Here is a 19,463-nt window from a genome sequence, read left to right on the forward strand (position 1 = left end):
TGGGCCCGTCCCCCACGGACGCCGCCCTCGCCGCCGACCTCGCGCTGCCGATCGAGGAGCTGGAGCTCACGGTCCGCTCCTACAACTGCCTCAAGCGTGAGGGCATCCACTCCGTGGGTGAGCTCGTCGCCCGCTCCGAGGCCGACCTCCTGGACATCCGCAACTTCGGTGCGAAGTCCATCGACGAGGTCAAGGCGAAGCTGGCCGGCATGGGCCTGGCCCTGAAGGACAGCCCGCCCGGATTCGACCCCACGGCCGCCGCCGACGCCTTCGGCGCCGACGACGACGCGGACGCGGGCTTCGTGGAGACCGAGCAGTACTGAGCTCGGGACCACCGGTCCGTACCCGGGCGCGGGTGCGCTGTGGCTGATCGCGCAGTTCCCCGCGCCCCTTTCCAGGCCCCTTCGGGAGCCTGGATCTCCGACAGGCGACCGCCTGCTCGGATACTGACCTCGGTACCTGATACGGCCGGGGCAGACACACAGGAGAAGAACAATGCCGAAGCCCACCAAGGGTGCCCGTCTGGGCGGCAGTGCCGCGCACGAGAAGCTGCTCCTCGCGAACCTCGCGAAGTCGCTCTTCGAGCACGGCCGCATCACCACCACCGAGGCGAAGGCCCGTCGCCTGCGCCCGTACGCCGAGCGTCTGGTCACCAAGGCGAAGAAGGGTGACCTTCACAACCGCCGCCAGGTGCTGTCGGTGATCACGGACAAGAGCGTCGTGCACACGCTCTTCACCGAGATCGGCCCGCGCTACGAGAACCGCCCGGGTGGTTACACCCGTATCACCAAGATCGGTAACCGCCGTGGCGACAACGCGCCCATGGCTGTCATCGAGCTGGTGGAGGCCCTGACCGTGGCCCAGCAGGCCACCGGTGAGGCCGAGGCGGCCACGAAGCGTGCCGCCAAGGACGCCGAGGTCAAGGCCGAGGCTCCGGCCGAGGTCGTCGAGGACGCCAAGCCGGCCGAGGAGGCCGCCGAGGAGTCCAAGGACGCCTGAGGCATCGCCTTGCGTCGAGCGGGTCCGCCCCTGCGGGGCGGGCCCGCTTTCGCGTTCCCGGCAGGGGACCGAGCCTTGAGAGGATCTGTTTGTGAGTGATGAGGCGGCGCCCGGGTTCGTGCGGGTGCGGATGGATCTGTCGTACGACGGCACCGAGTTCTCCGGCTGGGCCAAGCAGGCCGGGGGCCGCAGGACCGTGCAGGCGGAGATCGAGGACGCCCTGCGGACGGTGACCCGGTCCAAGGACACCACGTACGAGCTGACCGTGGCCGGACGCACGGACGCGGGGGTGCACGCCCGCGGGCAGGTGGCCCACGTCGATCTGCCCGAGGCTCTGTGGGCCGAGCACCGGGAGAAGCTGCTGAAGCGGCTGGCCGGACGGCTGCCCAAGGACGTACGCATCTGGCGGCTGGCCGAGGCGCCCGCCGGGTTCAACGCCCGCTTCTCCGCGATCTGGCGGCGTTACGCCTACCGGGTCACCGACAACGCCGGTGGTGTGGACCCGCTGCTGCGCAACCATGTCCTGTGGCACGACTGGCCGTTGGACGTCGACGCCATGAACGAGGCGGCCGGGCGGCTCCTCGGAGAGCACGACTTCGCCGCCTACTGCAAGAAGCGCGAGGGCGCGACGACGATCCGCACGCTCCAGGAACTGAGCCTGGTCCGCGGTCACGACGGGATCATCACGGCCACCGTCCGCGCCGACGCCTTCTGCCACAACATGGTGCGGTCGCTGATCGGGGCGCTGCTGTTCGTGGGGGACGGACACCGCGGTGCCGACTGGCCCGGCAAGGTGCTCGCCGCGGGCGTACGGGACTCGGCCGTGCATGTCGTACGGCCGCACGGGCTGACACTCGAAGAAGTGGGCTATCCCGCCGACGCGTTGCTGGCCGCGCGGAACAAGGAGGCCCGGAACAAGCGCACGCTGCCCGGGGCCCCGGAGTGCGAAGCCTGCTGACGAGCCGCCCGGGGGTGCCCGGCCCGACGACGTGCCGGGCCGGCGGACGGCCCGGCAGACCGGCTCGCACGCGGCCGTCGAGCGAGATGTGCCCGCCTACTGCCTGTCGGGCCGCCGACGGCCGGGCTGGTGCCGACCGGGCTGTGCGCCGCCTGCACCCCCCTGCGGGCGAGCACGGCCGCGGTGCTGGACGGGTGGTACACGTGGTGCGCACCGAGCGGCTGCGCCATGTCACGGTGCAGCCGCTGGAGCGCTGTCGCTGACGCGGCCCGGTGCGCCGCTCGCCGTGCCGCCTCCCGGCCTGCCGCCGGAGACGGCCGCGGGGCGTTCCGGGGCGCCGCGCGGACGCCGGGCGGGCTCTCGGCTGTCGCCCGGGGCATCGCGCGGGCTCTCGGTCAGCTCCCGGTGTGTCGCTCGCGCGGCGGGCCGGGGTGCGTCACTCGTTGGCCGCGGCGGAGGCCTGGGCCTCGCCGCGACGGCGGATCTGCCGGAAGGCGAACTCGCCGAGGTCGTCACCGGTCGTGAAGACCTTGGTGTCCTTGGCCGTCACGTTCTTGCCGTCGGTGAACCCGGCGAGCGTGAAGTAGACGTAGCGGCCGTAGACGTTGGTGGTCGAGCGGCAGACGGCGGAGTCGCAGAAGGACTTGACGCCGTTTCCGGACAGCGAGGCGACGATGCTCTTCTTGTCCGCCTCGTGCCGGGCCTTGGTCGCCTCCGCCTCGGTGTCGAACACGGCCACGCCGACCGTCACGGCGACGCCGGCCTTGACGTAGGTGACGCGCAGCATGCGGGTGCAGTCGTTCTTGGTGAGGACCGCCGGGAGGGTGGCCTTCGCGGCCGAGGCGCACTTCTTGGTGTCGGCCGTCGGACCCTTGCGGTAGACGCGGTCGCCCATCGTGAGCTGCGTACCCGGGAAGAGGATGTCCGGGCTGAGCGGGGCCGTGTCCTTCTTCGCGCTGGATATGAAGTCCTTCGGATCCAGCGGCGGGGGGGCCGAGGTCGGCTCGAAGGACGGGGCGGGCGCGGTGGTGGAGTTGGGGATGTCCGCGGTGGCCGGCAGGTGGGAAGGCTGGTTGGAGGCCTGGTTGTCGCCGTTCGCGGAGACGACGGCCATGGCGACGGCCGCGCCGACCGCGACGGTCGCGAGCGCTCCGCCGGCGATGAACAGCAGCCTGCGGCGCTTGTTCCGCGTTTCCGACGCCTCGGCGAGTGCCGCCCAGTCAGGAGTCCCGCCCGCGTTCTGACCGCTCCACTGAGGCTGCTGAGAACCCGGCTTCCAGGGGTCCCACGGGGCCTGTCCCTGCCCACCCTGCCCATAACTCATGCGCCGCATCTTAGACGTGCGCCGGGGGGTGCCGTTCCGCGTCACAGCGCACTTGAGCCCCTAGCGTGACCTGCATGAATATGGTCAAAAGTGACATCTTTGGGTGGTTGGTGCGGCCCGCGACCTGGCATATGTGGACAGTGCTGGCGTTCGCGCTGTGCGTCCCCGTCGTAAATGTCGCGCGGGCGAGCTCGGACGGCGGGATGGACAACGCGATCGTCGTGCGGGCGGCCGAAAGCTGGCTGCACGGCGGCTCGCCCTACGCCGACCCGCACTTCCTCTATCTGCCCGGCGCCGTCGTCGCCGCGGCGCCGCAGGCACTGCTGCCGCAGGCCGCGCTGCGTGTGCTGGTCCCGCTGGCGGTGACCTGTCTGCTGGTGGTGGGCTGGGTCTGCGCGCTGCGCATCCACGGGACGTCGCCGCGCAGCCGCTTCGCCGCGCTCGGCCTCACCGCGCTCGCGCTGGGCTTCGCACCCTTCGGTCACCTGGTGGCGCTCGGCAACTGGACCGTGACGGCGGCGGCCGCCCTGCCGCTGGGGCTGCTGTGCGGGGTGCGGGGGCGCTGGGTGGCGGCCGGGGTGGTGATCGGGATCGCGATCGCCCTGAAGCCGCTCCTCGCGCCGGTCGCGCTCCTCTTCCTCTTCGCCCGGCAGTGGCGGGGGCTGGCCGCCCTCGTGGCGCTGCCGGGCGCGGTCTCCGGCGCGGCGGCCCTGCTGATGCCCGACCCCGCGGGTTTCGTCACGCGGACGCTGCCCTTCCTGCTGCGGGGACACGACGCGTTCGTACGTCTGTACGAGGCATCGCCGGCGGCGGTGCTGCCGCGGGCCGGGGTGCCCCGGCCGGTGGCCCTCGCGCTGGCCGCGGCGGGAGCGCTCGCGGGGTGCTGGTGCGCCTATCGGCGCTGGCGGCGCGACGATCCCGGGCCGCTGCGGCTCGCCGAGACCGCGGCCCTGCTGATGCTCTCCGCGTTCCTGGTGTCCCGCCCGTCGTACGACCACTACCTGCTGGTCGTGCTGCCGCTGCTGCTCGCGGGTCTGCCGCTGCCCGGCTCGGCGGCCCGCGGTCCCTGGTTCTGGCTGGCCCTGGTGCCGCAGGTGCCCGGTCTCACCTGGCCCTGGCTGGAGCCCGTGACGCGGCGGGCCTTCCGGGACTGCCTTACCCTTTGTGTACTGGCTGCCGCCGTGGCGACGGCCCGGCGTCCCGCGCCGGGCGGATCTCCACCGGCGCCGCGGCCGGGGACGAACCTGCCCATGCGCGTTTTGACCCGTCCGGGCCCTCGCGGGTAGGCTTGCGGTTCGTTATGTGTATTGGCTTTCTCATTCTCACGTGAGGGGCCCTTACACCGGTCCACCGGGGCCGATGACCAGCGACCAGCACGCGGTATGCGTCACCGCAGTGCGGTCAGGGCTGTCGTGATCGTCCGTGGTGGCCTTGTCAGGACCCACTCACTGAAGAAGCGAAGGCTACGAACCGTGCGTACGTACAGCCCCAAGCCCGGCGACATCACTCGCCAGTGGCACGTCATCGACGCCCAGGACGTCGTCCTCGGCCGTCTGGCGACCACTGCCGCCACCCTCCTGCGGGGCAAGCACAAGCCGATCTTTGCCCCGCACGTCGACGCCGGTGACTTCGTCGTCATCATCAACGCCGACAAGGTGCACCTGTCCGGCAACAAGCGGACCCAGAAGATGGCCTACCGCCACTCCGGCTACCCGGGTGGTCTGCGCTCCGTCCGCTACGACGAGCTGCTGGCCAAGAACCCCGAGAAGGCCATCGAGAAGGCCGTCAAGGGCATGCTCCCCAAGAACACCCTGGGCCGTCAGATGCTCTCGAAGCTGAAGGTCTACTCGGGCGACCAGCACCCGCACGCTGCCCAGCAGCCGGTGCCGTTCGAGATCACCCAGGTCGCGCAGTAGTTCCGGCCACCCCCTAAGACGAAAAGAAATCTGAGGAGAATCGTGGCCGAGACCACCGTTGAGCAGCCGGTCGAAGAGACTGAGCTCGTCGACATCGACCAGTACACCACCGAGTCCGAGGTTCCCGTCGAGGGCGAGTACACCTCGGAATCCCTGGCTTCCCGCTTCGGCGACCCGCAGCCGGCCGCCGGCCTGGGCCGTCGCAAGAACGCCATCGCCCGCGTCCGGATCGTCCCGGGCACCGGCAAGTGGAAGATCAACGGCCGCACCCTTGAGGACTACTTCCCCAACAAGGTGCACCAGCAGGAAGTCAACGAGCCCTTCAAGGTGCTCGAGCTCGAGGGCCGTTACGACGTCATCGCCCGCATCTCCGGCGGCGGCGTCTCCGGCCAGGCCGGCGCCCTGCGCCTCGGTGTCGCCCGTGCGCTGAACGAGGCCGACGTCGACAACAACCGCGGCGCCCTGAAGAAGGCCGGCTTCCTCAAGCGCGACGACCGTGCGGTCGAGCGCAAGAAGGCCGGTCTCAAGAAGGCCCGCAAGGCCCCGCAGTACAGCAAGCGTTAATCTTCGCTGCCTGCTCGTACTCGTAGTACGCGTAGTACGTCCGAACGCCCCGGCGGCACGCCACAGTGCCGCCGGGGCGTTCGTATATCACTGGCCTTGGGCGTATAACGGCACAAGGTGCTCAAAGGCTCATGTGATCGGACGACTTCCGAATTCTGACGCTTCCTCAGGAGGACAAGTGGGACGACTCTTCGGCACGGACGGCGTGCGCGGTGTCGCCAACGCGGATCTGACGGCCGAGCTCGCGCTCGGGCTCTCCGTGGCGGCGGCGCACGTACTGGCCGAGGCGGGCACCTTTGAGGGCCACCGGCCGGTGGCGGTGGTCGGGCGGGACCCGCGCGCGTCCGGGGAGTTCCTGGAGGCCGCCGTGGTCGCGGGCCTGGCCAGCGCCGGCGTGGACGTCCTGCGCGTAGGAGTGCTGCCCACCCCCGCGGTGGCGTACCTCACCGGAGTGCTCGGCGCCGACCTCGGCGTCATGCTCTCCGCCAGCCACAACGCCATGCCCGACAACGGGATCAAGTTCTTCGCCCGCGGCGGCCACAAGCTCGCCGACGAGCTGGAGGACAAGATCGAGGCCGTCTACGAGGAGCACCGCACCGGCGCCCCCTGGGACCGGCCCACCGGTGCCGGCGTCGGCCGGGTGAACTCCTACGACCAGGGCTTCGACCAGTACGTCGCCCACCTGATCGGTGTCCTCCCGAACCGTCTCGACGGCCTGAAGGTCGTCCTCGACGAGGCCCACGGCGCCGCCGCCCGGGTGTCGCCCGAGGCCTTCGCCCGAGCGGGCGCCGAGATCGTCACCATCGGCGCGGAGCCGGACGGCCTGAACATCAACGACGGCTGCGGCTCCACCCACCTGGGCAAGCTCCAGGCCGCCGTCGTCGAGCACGGCGCCGACCTCGGCATCGCGCACGACGGCGACGCCGACCGCTGCCTCGCCGTGGACCACACCGGCGCCGAGATCGACGGCGACCAGATCCTCGCCGTCCTCGCGCTGGCGATGCGCGAGCGGTCCGCGCTGCGCTCGGACACCGTCGTCGCCACGGTCATGTCCAACCTGGGCTTCAAGCTCGCCATGGAGCGCGAGGGCCTCACCCTCCTGCAGACCGCGGTCGGCGACCGCTACGTCCTGGAGGAGATGAAGCGGCACGGATACGCCCTCGGCGGCGAGCAGTCCGGGCACGTCATCGTCCTCGACCACGCCACCACCGGCGACGGCACGCTGACCGGCCTGCTCCTCGCGGCCCGGGTCGCCCAGACGGGCCGTACGCTCCAGGACCTCGTCTCCGTCATGGAGCGGCTGCCGCAGGTGCTCATCAACGTCCCCGACGTCGACAAGTCACGGGTGAAGACCTCGGCCGAGCTGTCCGCCGCGGTCGCCGACGCCGAACGCGAACTCGGCTCCACCGGACGGGTGCTGCTGCGCCCCTCCGGCACCGAGCCGCTGGTGCGGGTCATGGTCGAGGCCGCCGACATCGACCACGCCCGGTCGGTGGCCGGCCGGCTCGCCGACGCGGTGAAGTCGGCGCTCGGCTAGGAAGCCGCCACCCGGGACTCGCGGGCCTCGCGCTGCCTCGCCCAGAACCACTTCTGGGCGAGCAGGGTGAGGGCACCGGCCAGGACGATTCCCAGCAGGTTCAGCAGGAGCTGCTTGGCCGATCCCCAGGTCTGGCCCATGTCCCCGTAGCTCAGGGCCACGGCGGCGTTCGCGGCGGCCGGCACCGTGGTCACGGAGATCGCGACGCCGACCAGGGCCCCGGACTTCGCTGACGTCAGCGACAGCATCCCGGCGGCGCCCGCGAGCACCGCGACGACGAACGAGAACCAGTCGGGTGCGTAGACGAAGCCCGTGTTGGGCCGGTCCGCCTCCAGCTGTGCCTCGCTGAACAGGCCCACCGCGTCCATGAACAGGCTGAACAGCACCGTCGCCGCCATGGCTATCGCGAAGCCGGCGAGCAGCGCCGTCAGCGACCGCAGGGCGAGCCGCGCGTGGCGCTGCACCAGCGCGGTGCAGAAGCCGGCCAGCGGCCCGAACTCCGGGCCCACCGCCATCGCGCCCACGATCAGGACCGCGTTGTCGAGGACCACACCGCAGGCCGCGATCATCGTGGCGATCGTGATGAAGGCGACGTACGTCACCGACAGCGTCGACTCCTCGTGCGTGGCGTCCTGGAGGTGCTCCCACAGCACCGCGTCCGCGCCCTCGCCGGGTGCCTCCTCCTCCGCCTTGTCGGCGCGCCTCGACAGGGACAGGTCGATGTCCTCGACCGCGATCGAGCCGGTGCTGTCGAGCCCCAGTCCCCGCAGGCCGCCGATGAGCGCGTCCCCCGCCTCGCGCGCGACGTCGCACATCACCACGTCGCCGGCCGGGTTGCGGGCGGCGCCCGGCAGCACCACGACATGGGCGGTGCCGACCGTGCCCTCGATGAGGCGCACCACCTCGTCGGTCCGGTCGGCGGGAGTGATCAGACGCAGATGCAGCATGGCCGCAGCGTAGTGGTCACAGCTTGCGCAGGCTGAGCCGCTGCACCTTGTGGTCCGCGCCCTTGCGCACGACGAGGGCCGCCCGGCCGCGGGTGGGGGCCACGTTCTCCACCAGGTTGGGCTTGTTGATGGTCCGCCAGGTCGTGCGGGCGTAGTCCAGCGCCTCCTCCTCGGAGACCTGCGTGTACTTGCGGAAGTACGACGACGGGTTCTGGAAGGCGGTGGCGCGCAGCTTCTTGAAGCGGCTCAGGTACCAGTGCTCGATGTCCTCGGTGCGGGCGTCGACGTACACGCTGAAGTCGAAGTAGTCGGCGAGGCCGACGCGGGTGCGGCCGTCCTTGCCGGGCAGCGCGGGTTGGAGCACGTTCAGGCCCTCGACGATGAGGATGTCGGGGCGCCGGACCGTGAGTTTCCGGCCGGGCACGATGTCGTAGATCAGGTGCGAGTAGACGGGCGCCGTGACCTCGTCCTTGCCCGCCTTGATGTCCGCGACGAACCGGGTCAGGGCCCGCCGGTCGTAGGACTCGGGGAAACCTTTCCGCGACATCAGCCCGCGGGCCTCCAGCTCCTTGGTGGGGAGCAGGAAGCCGTCCGTGGTGACCAGTTCGACGCGCGGGTGCTCGGGCCAGCGGGAGAGCAGGGCCTGGAGCAGACGGGCGACGGTGGACTTGCCGACGGCGACCGAACCGGCGACGCCTATGACGAACGGGGTGCCCGCCTGGGAGCCCGTCTCGCCGAGGAACGTGTTCAGGGCGCCTCTGAGCCCGTTGGTGGCGCCGACGTACAGGTTGAGCAGTCTGGACAGCGGCAGATAGATGTCCCGCACTTCGTCGAGGTCGATGACATCGCCCAGGCCGCGTAGCTTCTCGACCTCCTCGGCGGTCAGCGGGAGCGGCGTCTTGTCGCGCAGCGCGCTCCACTCGGCACGGGTGAGGTCGACGTAGGGAGTCGCCTCCGGCTTGGACCGGTGGGCGCTCCGCGGCAACGAGGAGACCGGAGAGATCACAGTCCATTGTTACGGGAGTATGGACGCGATGGAGGGTGGGCTCCGTCACGCGGGGTGACCCGGCCACCCGGAACGGCGCCCTGCGGTCGTGCGAAAGGCGGCCGCAATTTCCGATATCGGGCACGAGATGCCGGGAACGCGCGGGCGTGGGCCCGTACGCTGCCGCCATGTGCGGAATCGTGGGATACGTGGGGTCGCAGTCGGCGCTTGACGTGGTGATGGCCGGACTGAAGCGGCTGGAGTACCGGGGATACGACTCGGCGGGCGTCGCCGTGACATCGGACGGCGGGCTCGCCGCCGCGAAGAAGGCGGGCAAGCTCGTCAACCTGGAGAAGGAGCTGGTCGACCGACCGCTGCCGACCGGCACGACGGGCATCGGGCACACCCGCTGGGCCACGCACGGCGGTCCCACCGACGCCAACGCGCACCCGCACCTCGACAACGCGGGCCGCGTCGCCGTCGTCCACAACGGCATCATCGAGAACTTCGCCGCGCTCCGCGCCGAACTCGCCGAGCGCGGACACGAACTGGCCTCCGAGACCGACACGGAGGTCGTCGCCCACCTGCTCGCCGAGGAGTTCTCCTCCTGCGCCGACCTCGCGGAGGCCATGCGGCTGGTGTGCCGGCGCCTGGAGGGCGCGTTCACCCTCGTCGCGGTGCACGCCGACGAGCCGGACGTGGTCGTCGGGGCGCGCCGGAACTCGCCGCTCGTCGTCGGTGTCGGCGAGGGCGAGGCCTTCCTCGCCTCGGACGTCGCCGCGTTCATCGCCCACACCCGGTCCGCCGTCGAACTGGGCCAGGACCAGGTCGTGGAGCTGCGCCGCGACGGCGTCACCGTCACCGGTTTCGACGGCCGGCCCGCCGAAGTGCGCTCGTACCACGTGGACTGGGACGCCTCGGCCGCCGAGAAGGGCGGCTACGACTACTTCATGCTCAAGGAGATCGCCGAACAGCCCAAGGCGGTCGCCGACACCCTGCTCGGGCGCATCGACACGGCCGGTTCGCTGACCCTGGACGAGGTGCGCATTCCCACGGGGGTGCTGCGCGAGGTCGACAAGGTCGTCATCGTCGCGTGCGGGACCGCCTTCCACGCCGGGATGATCGCGAAGTACGCCATCGAGCACTGGACGCGCATCCCCTGCGAGGTCGAGCTGGCCAGCGAGTTCCGCTACCGCGACCCGATCCTCGCCCCGCGCACCCTCGTCATCGCCATCTCGCAGTCCGGCGAGACCATGGACACCCTGATGGCGCTGCGGCACGCCCGCGAGCAGGGCTCCAAGGTGCTGGCGATCTGCAACACCAACGGCTCGACGATCCCCCGCGAGTCGGACGCCGTTCTGTACACGCACGCCGGCCCCGAGGTCGCCGTCGCGTCCACCAAGGCGTTCTTGACGCAGCTCGTCGCCTGCTACCTGGTGGCGCTCTACCTGGGTCAGGTGCGGGGCACCAAGTGGGGCGACGAGATCCAGGCCGTCATCCGCGAGCTGTCCCGGATCTCCCGCGAGGTCGAGCGGGTCCTGGAGACCATGGAGCCGGTACGGAAACTCGCGCGCTCCCTCGCCGACAAGGACACCGTCCTCTTCCTGGGCCGCCACGTGGGCTACCCCGTCGCCCTCGAAGGCGCCCTCAAGCTGAAGGAACTGGCGTACATGCACGCCGAGGGCTTCGCGGCGGGCGAGCTCAAGCACGGGCCGATCGCGCTCATCGAGGAGGACATGCCGGTCGTGGTCGTGGTGCCGTCCCCGCGCGGGCGCTCGGTCCTGCACGACAAGATCGTGTCCAACATCCAGGAGATCCGGGCCCGCGGCGCCCGCACCATCGTCATCGCGGAGGAGGGCGACGAGGCGGTGGTCCCGTACGCGGACCATCTGATCCGCATCCCGGCCACCCCGACCCTGCTCCAGCCGCTGGTGTCCACCGTTCCCCTCCAGGTGTTCGCCTGCGAGCTGGCGACGGCCCGCGGGAACGAGGTGGACCAGCCGCGGAACCTCGCCAAGTCGGTGACGGTGGAGTGAGCGGGCCCGTGGCACGGCCCGCCCCTTTAGGGTGCGGGGCATGAGCATCATCGGGGTCGGTATCGACGTGGCCGAGATCGACCGGTTCCGGGCGGCGCTGGAACGCACGCCCGGACTGGCCGAACGGGTCTTTGTGGAACAGGAGTTGTACCTGTCGAGCGGCGAACGCAGAGGCATCGCCTCGCTGGCCGCCCGCTTCGCGGCCAAGGAGGCGCTCGCCAAGGCGCTGGGCGCCCCGGCCGGACTGCACTGGACCGACGCCGAGGTCTACGTCGAGTCCAGCGGCCGGCCGCGTCTGCGTGTGAAGGGCACCGTGGCCGCCCGGGCGGCCGAACTCGGCGTGAGCTCGTGGCACGTGTCGCTGAGCCACGACGCCGGGGTGGCCTCGGCGGTGGTGGTGGCCGAGGGGTAGCCCGGCCCGGCGCGGGGGCGGACCCGGCCGCCGTACGCGGGCCGCGCGGCGGGCGCCGGTGCGGGAGACTCGGCGTATGCGTACTGCGTACAGCGTGGAGACCGTGAGAACCGCCGAGCGGGAGCTGATGGCACGGCTGCCCGAGGGAGCGTTGATGCAACGCGCCGCCGCCGGACTGGCCGCGACGTGCGCGGAGTTGCTGGGGCGGGTGTACGGCAGCCGGGTGGTGCTGCTGATCGGCAGCGGCGACAACGGCGGCGACGCCCTGTACGCGGGAGCGCGCCTCGCCCGCCGCGGAGCGGGCGTCACGGCGGTGCTGCTCGCCCCCGAACGGACGCACCCCGGGGGACTGGCCGCGCTGCGCCGCGCGGGCGGTGCCGCGACATCGGGCGTCCCGGCCGACGGCACCGGGGCCGCGCCGCGGGCCGTCGAGGAGCTGATCGGCCGGGCCGACCTCGTCGTCGACGGCATCGTGGGCATCGGCGGCAAGGGCGGGCTGCGCCCCGACGCCGCACCGCTGGCCGCACTCCTGCGCGACTCCCGTGCGGTCGTCGTCGCCGTCGACCTGCCCAGCGGTGTCGAGGCGGACACCGGAGAGGTCCTCGGCGAGGCCGTCCGCGCCGATCTCACGGTGACCTTCGGGACGCACAAGCCGGGGCTGCTCATCGATCCGGCACGCGAGTACGCCGGTTCCGTACGCCTCGTCGACATCGGGCTCACGTTGCCCGCCGAGGCCGAACTGGAGGCGCTCCAGCACGCCGACGTCGCGGCGCGGCTGCCACTGCCGGGGGCGGCGAGCGACAAGTACCGGCGCGGTGTCGTCGGAATCGCCGCCGGGTCCGCGCGCTACCCCGGAGCGGCCGTCCTCGCCGTCTTCGGCGCGCTGCGCGGCGGAGCGGGCGCCGTGCGGTACGTCGGGCCCGCCGGGGACGCCGTCATCGCCCGCTTCCCCGAGACGCTCGTGTCGGACGGGGGCCCCGCGCGGGCCGGACGGGTCCAGGCCTGGGTCGTGGGGCCCGGGGCGGGGGACGACGCGTCGGCGGTCGCCGAGGTGCTCGCCGCGGACGTGCCGGTGCTCGTGGACGCGGACGGGCTGCGGCTCGCCGACCGGGCCGCCGTCCGCGCCCGCACCGCGCCCACCCTGATGACCCCGCACGCCGGGGAGGCCGCCGCGCTGCTCGGCGTCCCGCGCGAGACGGTCGAGGCCTCCCGGCTGTCCTCCGCGCGGGAGCTCGCCCGGCTGTACGGGGCGACGGTGCTGCTCAAGGGGGCGACCACGCTGGTCGCCGACGCGGACGGCGGGCCGGTGCGGGTGAACCCGACCGGGACGGCGTGGCTCGCCACCGCGGGAAGCGGTGACGTGCTGTCGGGCCTGGCCGGGTCGCTGCTCGCGGCAGGGCTGTCCCCGCTGGACGCGGGCAGCGTCGCCGCCTACCTCCACGGGCTCGCGGGACGCTTCGCCGCGGACGGCGCGCCCGCCGGCGCACACGACGTGGCCGAGGCCCTCCCGGAGGCGTGGCGCGACGTCCGCGCCTGAGAGGTGTCGCGGCCGGTGCCCTTGCGGGGCTCTCCCGCCTTCCGTGTCCGCTGGAGAGGCACCGCGCCCCGGAGTCCCGTGCGGGGGCCTTCCCGTCTTCAGGGTCGCGGCCGAGTGGGCGTTGCGGCCGGGCGGGCGCGCGGCTTCTCCGGTCTTCGGGTCCGCGCTGTGTGGGCGTCGCGGCCGAGTCCCGTGCGCGGTCTCCCCTCTCTCCGGGTCCACGGGGCGTTGTGCCCGCAGGGCCCGTGCGGGCTCCGTCCGGCTTCGGCGTCCGGGTCCGAGAGCATGTCGCGGCCGCGAGGCCGGCGCGGAATCTTCCCTGCCTTCGGCGTCTGCGGCGGGCCGGCGCGGGCCCTTCCGGCGTTCGTGGAGCGGTGTTGACCGGATCGGGGGACCCGGTCCGCGCGGCGCATCCGCCCGCGCGGGCCCGTTGCGTTCGCTGATCGCATGATGAGCGGACGAATGACGCGCCGCGGCGCCGCGGCGCTGCTGGCCACCCTGGTCGCCCTGCCCGCGGGCCCGGCGGCGGCGCAGCCGGGACCCGTGGCCCCCGGCCCGCGGTCCGACCACGCTGCCGCGGGTGCCGCCGCGGCGTGCACCAGGCGGACGGGTCCCTACCAGCGGCAGGTGGAGCGCGGGCTCGGCCTGAAGGCGGACGGAAAGCAGTCGCCCGCCGACTGCCGGGCCATCCGCGCGTTCCAGAAGCGGTACGCGATCAAACCGGACGTCGGCTTCGCGGGACCCGTCACCTGGACCCGGATCCAACAGCTCGCGGGCATGAAGACCCCGAACGCGGCGGGCAAGTGCCCGGTGCGCTCGTACCGCGTCGCCTGCGTGGACCTGACCCGCCAGCTCTCCTGGGTGCAGAAGGGGACGAGGGTGCTGTGGGGCCCGGTGCCGATGCGCAGCGGGCGGGCCGGCCACCGGACCCGTACCGGCTGGTTCACGGTCTACTGGAAGCACAAGAACCACTGGTCGACGCTGTACGACACCCCCATGCCGTACAGCCAGTTCTTCAGCGGGGGACAGGCCTTCCACGCCATCCGGGGCAGCGTCCACGACCCCGACGGCTCGTGGGGCTGCGTCAATCTCCGGCTCGCGGACGCCCGCAGGCTGTGGGACGTCCTGAAGAAGGGCGACCGTGTGTACGTGTGGGGCCGCAGGCCGGGGACCTGATGAGGAGCCGCCGGACGGGCGCCGGCGGTACCGGCGCCGAAGGGCTGTCCGACCCCTCTGAGACACTGGGGGCGCGATGAACGAGACAGCACCCCTGCGCGCCCGTGCCGAGATCGACCTGGCCGCCCTGCGTGCCAACGTACGGACCCTGCGTGCCCACGCGCCGTCCGCGGCCCTGATGGCCGTGGTCAAGTCCGACGCGTACGGCCACGGGGCGGTGCCCTGTGCCCGCGCGGCGCGCGAGGCGGGCGCCACCTGGCTGGGCACCGCCACGCCCGAGGAGGCCCTCGCCCTGCGCGAGGCCGGACTGCCCGGGCGCATCATGTGCTGGCTCTGGACACCGGGCGGTCCCTGGGAGCGTGCCGTCGAGGCCGACCTCGACGTCTCCGTCAGCGGCATGTGGGCCCTGCGGGAGGTCGTGGAGGCGGCCGGACGCGTCGGCAGACCGGCCCGCGTCCAGCTCAAGGCCGACACCGGCCTCGGGCGCAACGGCTGCCAGCCCGCCGACTGGCCGGAACTGGTCGTCCACGCCCTGGACGCGCAGGCCCGGGGACTCGTCGAGGTCACCGGCCTCTGGTCGCACTTCGCCTGCGCGGACGAGCCGGGCCACCCGTCCATCCAGGCCCAACTCACCCTGTTCCGCGAGATGGTGGCGTACGCCGAGGAGCGGGGCGCCCGCCCCGAGGTGCGGCACATCGCGAACTCGCCCGCCACGCTGACGATTCCCGACAGCCACTTCGACCTGGTCCGCACCGGGATCGCGGTGTACGGCGTCTCGCCGAGCCCGGAGCTCGGCACACCGGCCGACTTCGGGCTGCGCCCGGTGATGACGCTGAGCGCGTCGCTCACGTTGGTCAAGCACGTCCCGTCGGGACACGGCGTGAGCTACGGACATCACTACACGACACCCGGAGACACCACCCTCGGCCTGGTGCCCGTGGGCTACGCGGACGGCATCCCGCGGCACGCCTCCGGCACCGGACCGGTTCTGGTCGGCGGCAAGTGGCGCACGGTGGCGGGCCGGGTCGCCATGGACCAGTTCGTCGTCGACCTCGGCGGGGACGAGCCCGCGCCCGGCGCGGAGGCGGTCCTGTTCGGCCCCGGCGACCGCGGCGAGCCGACCGCCGAGGACTGGGCCCGCGCGGCGGGCACGATCGCCTACGAAATCGTCACCCGGATCGGAACCCGCGTTCCCCGCGTCTACGTGAACGTGAACGAGGAACGAGACGGGTAGCAGGACGGGTGACACGGGCAGCCGGACACGCGCCTGACTCCGGCGGCCATGAGCGGCGCGGTGGCGGGCGGACGGCCGGGAGCGCGGGCCCGGGAGCCCGGAGCGAACAGCACGTGGCGCAAGGCCGAGAGCCCAGAGCGAAGAGGAGCTGGACGTGAGCGAGAGCAGCGCGGGGGCCGTCGCGAGTGCGGCCTCGGCCGCCGCCTCCGCCGGGAACTGGCGCAAGGCCGGTGTCGCCGGTGCCGCGATAGGTGTCGTGGCCGCGGGCGCCGCCGCCGGAGTCGCCATAGAGCGGCTCACGGTCGGCCGCAGCATGCGCAGGAAGGCCCGCCTCGCGCTCGACTCGGCGGGTCCGTACGGCGCGCTGCGCGGCACCCCGGGCAAGGCGTACGCCGGCGACGGCACCGAGCTCTACTACGAGGTCGACGACCCCGAGCCGGAGGCGCCGCTCGCTCCGCGCCGCCGCCGGCTCTTCGGCCGCAAGGCCCCGGCGCCCGTCACCGTCGTCTTCAGCCACGGCTACTGCCTCAACCAGGACTCCTGGCACTTCCAGCGCGCCGCCCTGCGAGGCGTCGTACGGACCGTGCACTGGGACCAGCGCAGCCACGGACGGTCCGGGCGGGGTACCGCCCAGCCGGAGGAGCGCACCCCGGTCACCATCGACCAGCTCGGCCGCGACCTGAAGGCCGTCATCGACGCGGCCGTCCCCGAGGGCCCGATCGTGCTCGTCGGGCACTCCATGGGCGGCATGACCGTCATGGCCCTCGCCGACCAGTACCCCGAGCTGGTCCGCGACCGGGTCGTCGCGGTCGCCCTGGTGGGCACGTCGTCGGGACGGCTCGGAGAGGTCAACTTCGGGCTGCCGCTCGCCGGCGTCAACGCCGTACGGCGGGTGCTGCCGGGTGTGCTGCGCGCGCTCGGGCAGCAGGCCGCGCTGGTGGAGCGGGGACGGCGGGCGACGGCCGACCTGTTCGCCGGGGTCATCAAGCGGTACTCGTTCGGGGGCCGGGACGTCGATCCCGCCGTGGAGCGCTTCGCGGAGCGGATGATCGAGGGCACCCCGATCGACGTGGTCGCCGAGTTCTATCCGGCGTTCACCGACCACGACAAGACCGAGGCGCTCGCCCGCTTCGTCGACCTGCCCGTCCTCGTCCTCGCCGGGGTCAAGGACCTGGTGACGCCGAGCGAGCACAGCGAGGCCATCGCCGATCTGCTGCCGGACGCCGAGCTGGTCCTAGTGCCCGACGCGGGGCACCTGGTGATGCTGGAGCACCCCGAGGTCGTCATAGACCGCCTCGCCGACCTGCTGATGCGCGCGGGTGCCGTCCCGGCAGGGGCTACCGTGGGTGGCTATGGAAGCACCAGCAGCACCGCACAACCCGGCTGAGCCCGCGCAGCACGGAGTCAGCGTGCAGATCACCGTCAGCTCCCCCGAACAGATGCAGGAGCTGGGCCGCCGGCTCGCCAAGCTGCTGCGCCCGGGTGATCTCGTGATGCTCAACGGCGAGCTCGGCGCGGGCAAGACCACGCTGACCCGCGGTCTCGGCGAGGGGCTCGGCGTCCGGGGCGCGGTCACCTCCCCTACCTTCGTCATCGCCCGCGTCCACCCGTCGCTGGGCGACGGACTCCCGCTCGTGCACGTGGACGCGTACCGCCTCGGCGGCGGGCTCGACGAGATGGAGGACCTCGACCTCGACGTCTCGCTGCCCGACTCGGTGATCGTCGTGGAGTGGGGCGAGGGCAAGGTCGAGGAGCTGACGGACGACCGTCTGCACGTCGTCATCCACCGCGCCGTCGGCGACACCACCGACGAGGTCCGGCACGTCACGGTGACGGGACTGGGCGACCGCTGGGCGCCGGTGGACCTGAGCCTGCTCGCGTCCTGACGCCGAGCACCTGCGGCTGTGCCCGGACCGCCCCTCGACGGCATCGGTCCCGGTGGACGTTCCGACAAGACGTCGGCAAGATATTGCGTTCGGTGTCCCGGGCATGGTGACATGGAGCAAGACCGTAGTTAGGGCTACCTAACCACGCGTGCCGCCGAAGCCCCGGGAGGCGTCCATGTCGGCTTCAGAACGTGACGTGCCGGCTCAGCCGCGCGTGGTGGCCGGGGTGTCGATGGGGGACCTGCTGGCGTCGTGCGCCGCGGCCGAGGCGGTGTCCCGCCCGCCGAGGGAGCCCGAGCCGCTCCCCGAGGTGCCGGTGACCGGACAGCCCCGCAAGGCCGCTTGACGTACCACGAAAGGGTTGTTCCGCGAGACCCCCCTTCGCCGGGGCCCGCAGGTCGCCCCGCGCGGGCGTCGAGGCGCGACCGTGACGGCCCGTGGGCGGGCCGGTGGACCGCGGGCAGTGAGGGACCGGGCCGGTGGAGGGTCCGGGCGCGGGCACCGTGTCCGCGGACGGTCGAGGGGCCCGTGGCCGGCAGGTGTGCGCGACCCGGTCCGGCGGTCCGCCTCCCGGGTCAGCGGATGACGACGACCTTCACGCCGATCGTCGCGAACGACCACATCGCGTCACCGTCCGCTCGGGTCTCGCGGATGCCGCCGAGCTTCTTGGTGGGGTCCGGGGCTTCCGTCGAACCGTTCACCGCCGCGCTGAAGCCGATGGCGATGCCGTCGACCAGGTGGAACCGCACGACGTGCTCGATCTGCGCGCCGTCCGATCCGGAGACCGCCCGCGCCCGTGACGTGACGGCGTAGGTGCCCGCGGCCGGGTCCAGCGTCCCGGGCGTCACCTTGAAGGTGCGCCGGACCTTGTTGTCCGCGCCGACCAGCCACACCCGGTCGTCGTCGGTCGAGTACACGACCCGCTCGCCCCGGCCGGACTGCGTGGGCAGGGCCGCCGGGTTCTTCTTGTCGCGGGGGGCCTTCGAGGTGGCGGCCTTGGGGGAGGCGCCGGCCTGCGGCTTGCCCAGGGTGTCCGGCACGTTCGCGGACGCCTGGTAGGCGAGGAAGCCGACTGCGGCGACCGCCGCCACGGTGAGCCCGGCCACGAATCCCGAGCTGCTCCTAGCCACCTTGTGTGCCCACCTCTCGTACTTCGCACGTCCTTGCTGTGACGGTAGCAGCAGGGAAGCGGGAGACCGGGGCGGCCGTACGTCCGGCTCGGGCGCCGTAGGCTGTTTGCGTGCTCTTGCTCGCTCTGGATACCGCCACCCCCGCCGTGACCGTCGCGCTGCACGACGGCACGTCCGTCATCGCCTCGTCGAGCCAGGTCGACGCGCGCCGCCACGGGGAGCTGCTCCTCCCGGCCGTGGACCGCGTGCTCGCCGAGTCGGGCCACCGGCTCGACGCCGTCACCGGCATCGTCGTCGGCGTGGGCCCCGGCCCGTACACCGGCCTGCGCGTCGGCCTGATGACCGCCGACACCTTCGGACTCGCACTCGGCGTGCCGGTGCACGGTGTGTGCACCCTCGACGCGCTCGCGTACGCGGCCGACCTCGACGGCCCCTTCGTCGCGGCGACGGACGCCCGCCGCAAGGAGGTCTACTGGGCGCGCTACGCCGACCGGCGCACGCGCGTCACCGACCCCGCCGTGGACCGCCCCGGCGACCTGGACGTCGGCGGACTGCCCGCCGTCGGAGCGGGCGCGCTCCTCTACCCCGACACCTTCCCGGACGCGCACGCGCCCGAGCACGTCTCGGCGGCGGCGATGGCCTCGCTGGCCGCGGAACGGCTCGCCGCGGGCGTCGAACTGGAGGCGCCCCGGCCCCTCTACCTGCGCCGGCCGGACGCCCAGGTGCCCAAGAACTACAAGGTGGTCACCCCCAAGTGACCGGCCACCCGTCTCCTGGAAGCCGCCCTCCGACCTCGCCGCCGCCCGGCGGGGCCGACGTGCG

Annotated in this window: 20 protein-coding genes; 16 read left to right on the top strand and 4 right to left on the bottom strand. The window is 72.6% G+C overall.

What is annotated here, in order from left to right; genetic code table 11:
- The 3 genes from H305_RS48665 to truA all read left to right on the top strand — a co-directional run.
- Positions 1-323: DNA-directed RNA polymerase subunit alpha C-terminal domain-containing protein (locus tag H305_RS48665; RefSeq protein WP_037767076.1), on the top strand; the 323-nt coding region annotated here is incomplete at its 5' end.
- Between the two features lie 172 nt (positions 324-495).
- Entirely contained in the window at positions 496-999 is a 504-nt protein-coding gene (gene rplQ / locus H305_RS0141260) for a 50S ribosomal protein L17 (RefSeq protein WP_028805609.1), read from the top strand.
- 91 nt (positions 1,000-1,090) lie between these two features.
- Complete coding sequence (truA, locus tag H305_RS0141265) at positions 1,091-1,957, top strand: tRNA pseudouridine(38-40) synthase TruA (protein ID WP_028805610.1); 867 nt, start codon at positions 1,091-1,093, stop codon at positions 1,955-1,957.
- A 436-nt stretch (positions 1,958-2,393) separates the two neighbouring features.
- Here truA and H305_RS0141270 read toward each other — a convergent pair whose 3' ends face one another.
- Positions 2,394-3,281 carry a hypothetical protein gene (locus H305_RS0141270; protein ID WP_028805611.1) on the bottom strand — a complete coding sequence of 296 codons (888 nt, stop codon included), beginning with the start codon at positions 3,279-3,281 and terminating at the stop codon, positions 2,394-2,396.
- A 74-nt stretch (positions 3,282-3,355) separates the two neighbouring features.
- Here H305_RS0141270 and H305_RS48670 point away from each other — a divergent pair, with 74 nt between their 5' ends.
- The 4 genes from H305_RS48670 (at position 3,356) to glmM (ending at position 7,298) form a co-directional block, all read left to right on the top strand.
- Entirely contained in the window at positions 3,356-4,567 is a 1,212-nt protein-coding gene (locus H305_RS48670) for a glycosyltransferase family 87 protein (protein WP_051371562.1), read from the top strand.
- A 186-nt stretch (positions 4,568-4,753) separates the two neighbouring features.
- Positions 4,754-5,197: a 50S ribosomal protein L13 gene (gene rplM, locus H305_RS0141285; RefSeq protein ID WP_028805634.1), complete on the top strand. Its 444-nt coding sequence runs from the start codon at positions 4,754-4,756 to the stop codon at positions 5,195-5,197.
- A gap of 42 nt (positions 5,198-5,239) precedes the next feature.
- Positions 5,240-5,761: a 30S ribosomal protein S9 gene (gene rpsI / locus H305_RS0141290; RefSeq protein WP_028805612.1), complete on the top strand. Its 522-nt coding sequence runs from the start codon at positions 5,240-5,242 to the stop codon at positions 5,759-5,761.
- 178 nt (positions 5,762-5,939) lie between these two features.
- Positions 5,940-7,298: a phosphoglucosamine mutase gene (gene glmM / locus H305_RS0141295; protein WP_028805613.1), complete on the top strand. Its 1,359-nt coding sequence runs from the start codon at positions 5,940-5,942 to the stop codon at positions 7,296-7,298.
- Here the strand turns inward: glmM and H305_RS0141300 are convergent.
- Both H305_RS0141300 and coaA read right to left on the bottom strand, forming a co-directional pair.
- The gene (locus tag H305_RS0141300; protein ID WP_028805614.1) at positions 7,295-8,245 is read right to left on the bottom strand and encodes a DUF389 domain-containing protein; all 951 of its coding nucleotides are present in this window, start codon (positions 8,243-8,245) and stop codon (positions 7,295-7,297) included. The genes glmM and H305_RS0141300 overlap by 4 nt on opposite strands.
- Before the next feature lie 16 nt (positions 8,246-8,261).
- On the bottom strand, positions 8,262-9,251 hold the full coding sequence (gene coaA / locus H305_RS0141305) for a type I pantothenate kinase (protein ID WP_028805615.1): 990 nt from the start codon (positions 9,249-9,251) through the stop codon (positions 8,262-8,264).
- 167 nt (positions 9,252-9,418) lie between these two features.
- Here coaA and glmS point away from each other — a divergent pair, with 167 nt between their 5' ends.
- The 8 genes from glmS to H305_RS54235 all read left to right on the top strand — a co-directional run bounded on the left by glmS (position 9,419) and on the right by H305_RS54235 (position 17,857).
- Entirely contained in the window at positions 9,419-11,266 is a 1,848-nt protein-coding gene (gene glmS / locus H305_RS0141310) for a glutamine--fructose-6-phosphate transaminase (isomerizing) (RefSeq protein ID WP_028805616.1), read from the top strand.
- A 40-nt stretch (positions 11,267-11,306) separates the two neighbouring features.
- The gene (locus H305_RS0141315; RefSeq protein WP_028805617.1) at positions 11,307-11,678 is read left to right on the top strand and encodes a holo-ACP synthase; all 372 of its coding nucleotides are present in this window, start codon (positions 11,307-11,309) and stop codon (positions 11,676-11,678) included.
- Positions 11,679-11,754: 76 nt separating this feature from the next.
- Positions 11,755-13,215: a bifunctional ADP-dependent NAD(P)H-hydrate dehydratase/NAD(P)H-hydrate epimerase gene (locus tag H305_RS0141320; protein WP_028805618.1), complete on the top strand. Its 1,461-nt coding sequence runs from the start codon at positions 11,755-11,757 to the stop codon at positions 13,213-13,215.
- A gap of 447 nt (positions 13,216-13,662) precedes the next feature.
- Entirely contained in the window at positions 13,663-14,391 is a 729-nt protein-coding gene (locus tag H305_RS0141325; RefSeq protein WP_234021425.1) for a L,D-transpeptidase family protein, read from the top strand.
- 76 nt (positions 14,392-14,467) lie between these two features.
- Positions 14,468-15,625 carry an alanine racemase gene (gene alr, locus H305_RS0141330; RefSeq protein ID WP_028805620.1) on the top strand — a complete coding sequence of 386 codons (1,158 nt, stop codon included), beginning with the start codon at positions 14,468-14,470 and terminating at the stop codon, positions 15,623-15,625.
- Between the two features lie 154 nt (positions 15,626-15,779).
- A complete protein-coding gene (locus H305_RS0141335; RefSeq protein WP_028805621.1) occupies positions 15,780-17,012 on the top strand; it encodes an alpha/beta fold hydrolase in 1,233 nt (410 codons plus the stop codon).
- Positions 16,978-17,511, top strand: a complete 534-nt coding sequence (gene tsaE / locus H305_RS0141340) for a tRNA (adenosine(37)-N6)-threonylcarbamoyltransferase complex ATPase subunit type 1 TsaE (RefSeq protein ID WP_028805622.1) — start codon at positions 16,978-16,980, stop codon at positions 17,509-17,511. The genes H305_RS0141335 and tsaE overlap by 35 nt, the downstream gene beginning before the upstream one ends.
- A gap of 175 nt (positions 17,512-17,686) precedes the next feature.
- Complete coding sequence (locus H305_RS54235) at positions 17,687-17,857, top strand: hypothetical protein (RefSeq protein WP_199791535.1); 171 nt, start codon at positions 17,687-17,689, stop codon at positions 17,855-17,857.
- Between the two features lie 229 nt (positions 17,858-18,086).
- Here H305_RS54235 and H305_RS0141350 read toward each other — a convergent pair whose 3' ends face one another.
- Complete coding sequence (locus tag H305_RS0141350; RefSeq protein WP_028805623.1) at positions 18,087-18,641, bottom strand: hypothetical protein; 555 nt, start codon at positions 18,639-18,641, stop codon at positions 18,087-18,089.
- A gap of 110 nt (positions 18,642-18,751) precedes the next feature.
- On the opposite strand from H305_RS0141350, the gene tsaB reads away from it, so the two are divergent.
- A complete protein-coding gene (gene tsaB / locus H305_RS0141355; protein WP_028805624.1) occupies positions 18,752-19,399 on the top strand; it encodes a tRNA (adenosine(37)-N6)-threonylcarbamoyltransferase complex dimerization subunit type 1 TsaB in 648 nt (215 codons plus the stop codon).
- Positions 19,400-19,463: the final 64 nt, after the last annotated feature.

It is taken from the genome of Streptomyces sp. 142MFCol3.1 (assembly GCF_000424945.1).
Lineage (GTDB): Bacteria > Actinomycetota > Actinomycetes > Streptomycetales > Streptomycetaceae > Streptomyces > Streptomyces siamensis.

Bases quoted from the DNA above. Each gene is read 5' to 3' on its own strand.
- rplQ (WP_028805609.1), top strand. From the start codon at position 496: ATGCCGAAGCCCACCAAGGGTGCCCGTCTGGGCGGCAGTGCCGCGCAC.
- H305_RS0141270 (WP_028805611.1), bottom strand. From the start codon at position 3,281: ATGAGTTATGGGCAGGGTGGGCAGGGACAGGCCCCGTGGGACCCCTGG.
- H305_RS48670 (WP_051371562.1), top strand. From the start codon at position 3,356: ATGAATATGGTCAAAAGTGACATCTTTGGGTGGTTGGTGCGGCCCGCG.
- H305_RS0141300 (WP_028805614.1), bottom strand. From the start codon at position 8,245: ATGCTGCATCTGCGTCTGATCACTCCCGCCGACCGGACCGACGAGGTG.
- glmS (WP_028805616.1), top strand. From the start codon at position 9,419: ATGTGCGGAATCGTGGGATACGTGGGGTCGCAGTCGGCGCTTGACGTG.
- H305_RS0141315 (WP_028805617.1), top strand. From the start codon at position 11,307: ATGAGCATCATCGGGGTCGGTATCGACGTGGCCGAGATCGACCGGTTC.
- H305_RS0141320 (WP_028805618.1), top strand. From the start codon at position 11,755: ATGCGTACTGCGTACAGCGTGGAGACCGTGAGAACCGCCGAGCGGGAG.
- H305_RS0141325 (WP_234021425.1), top strand. From the start codon at position 13,663: ATGATGAGCGGACGAATGACGCGCCGCGGCGCCGCGGCGCTGCTGGCC.
- alr (WP_028805620.1), top strand. From the start codon at position 14,468: ATGAACGAGACAGCACCCCTGCGCGCCCGTGCCGAGATCGACCTGGCC.
- tsaE (WP_028805622.1), top strand. From the start codon at position 16,978: ATGGAAGCACCAGCAGCACCGCACAACCCGGCTGAGCCCGCGCAGCAC.
- H305_RS54235 (WP_199791535.1), top strand. From the start codon at position 17,687: ATGTCGGCTTCAGAACGTGACGTGCCGGCTCAGCCGCGCGTGGTGGCC.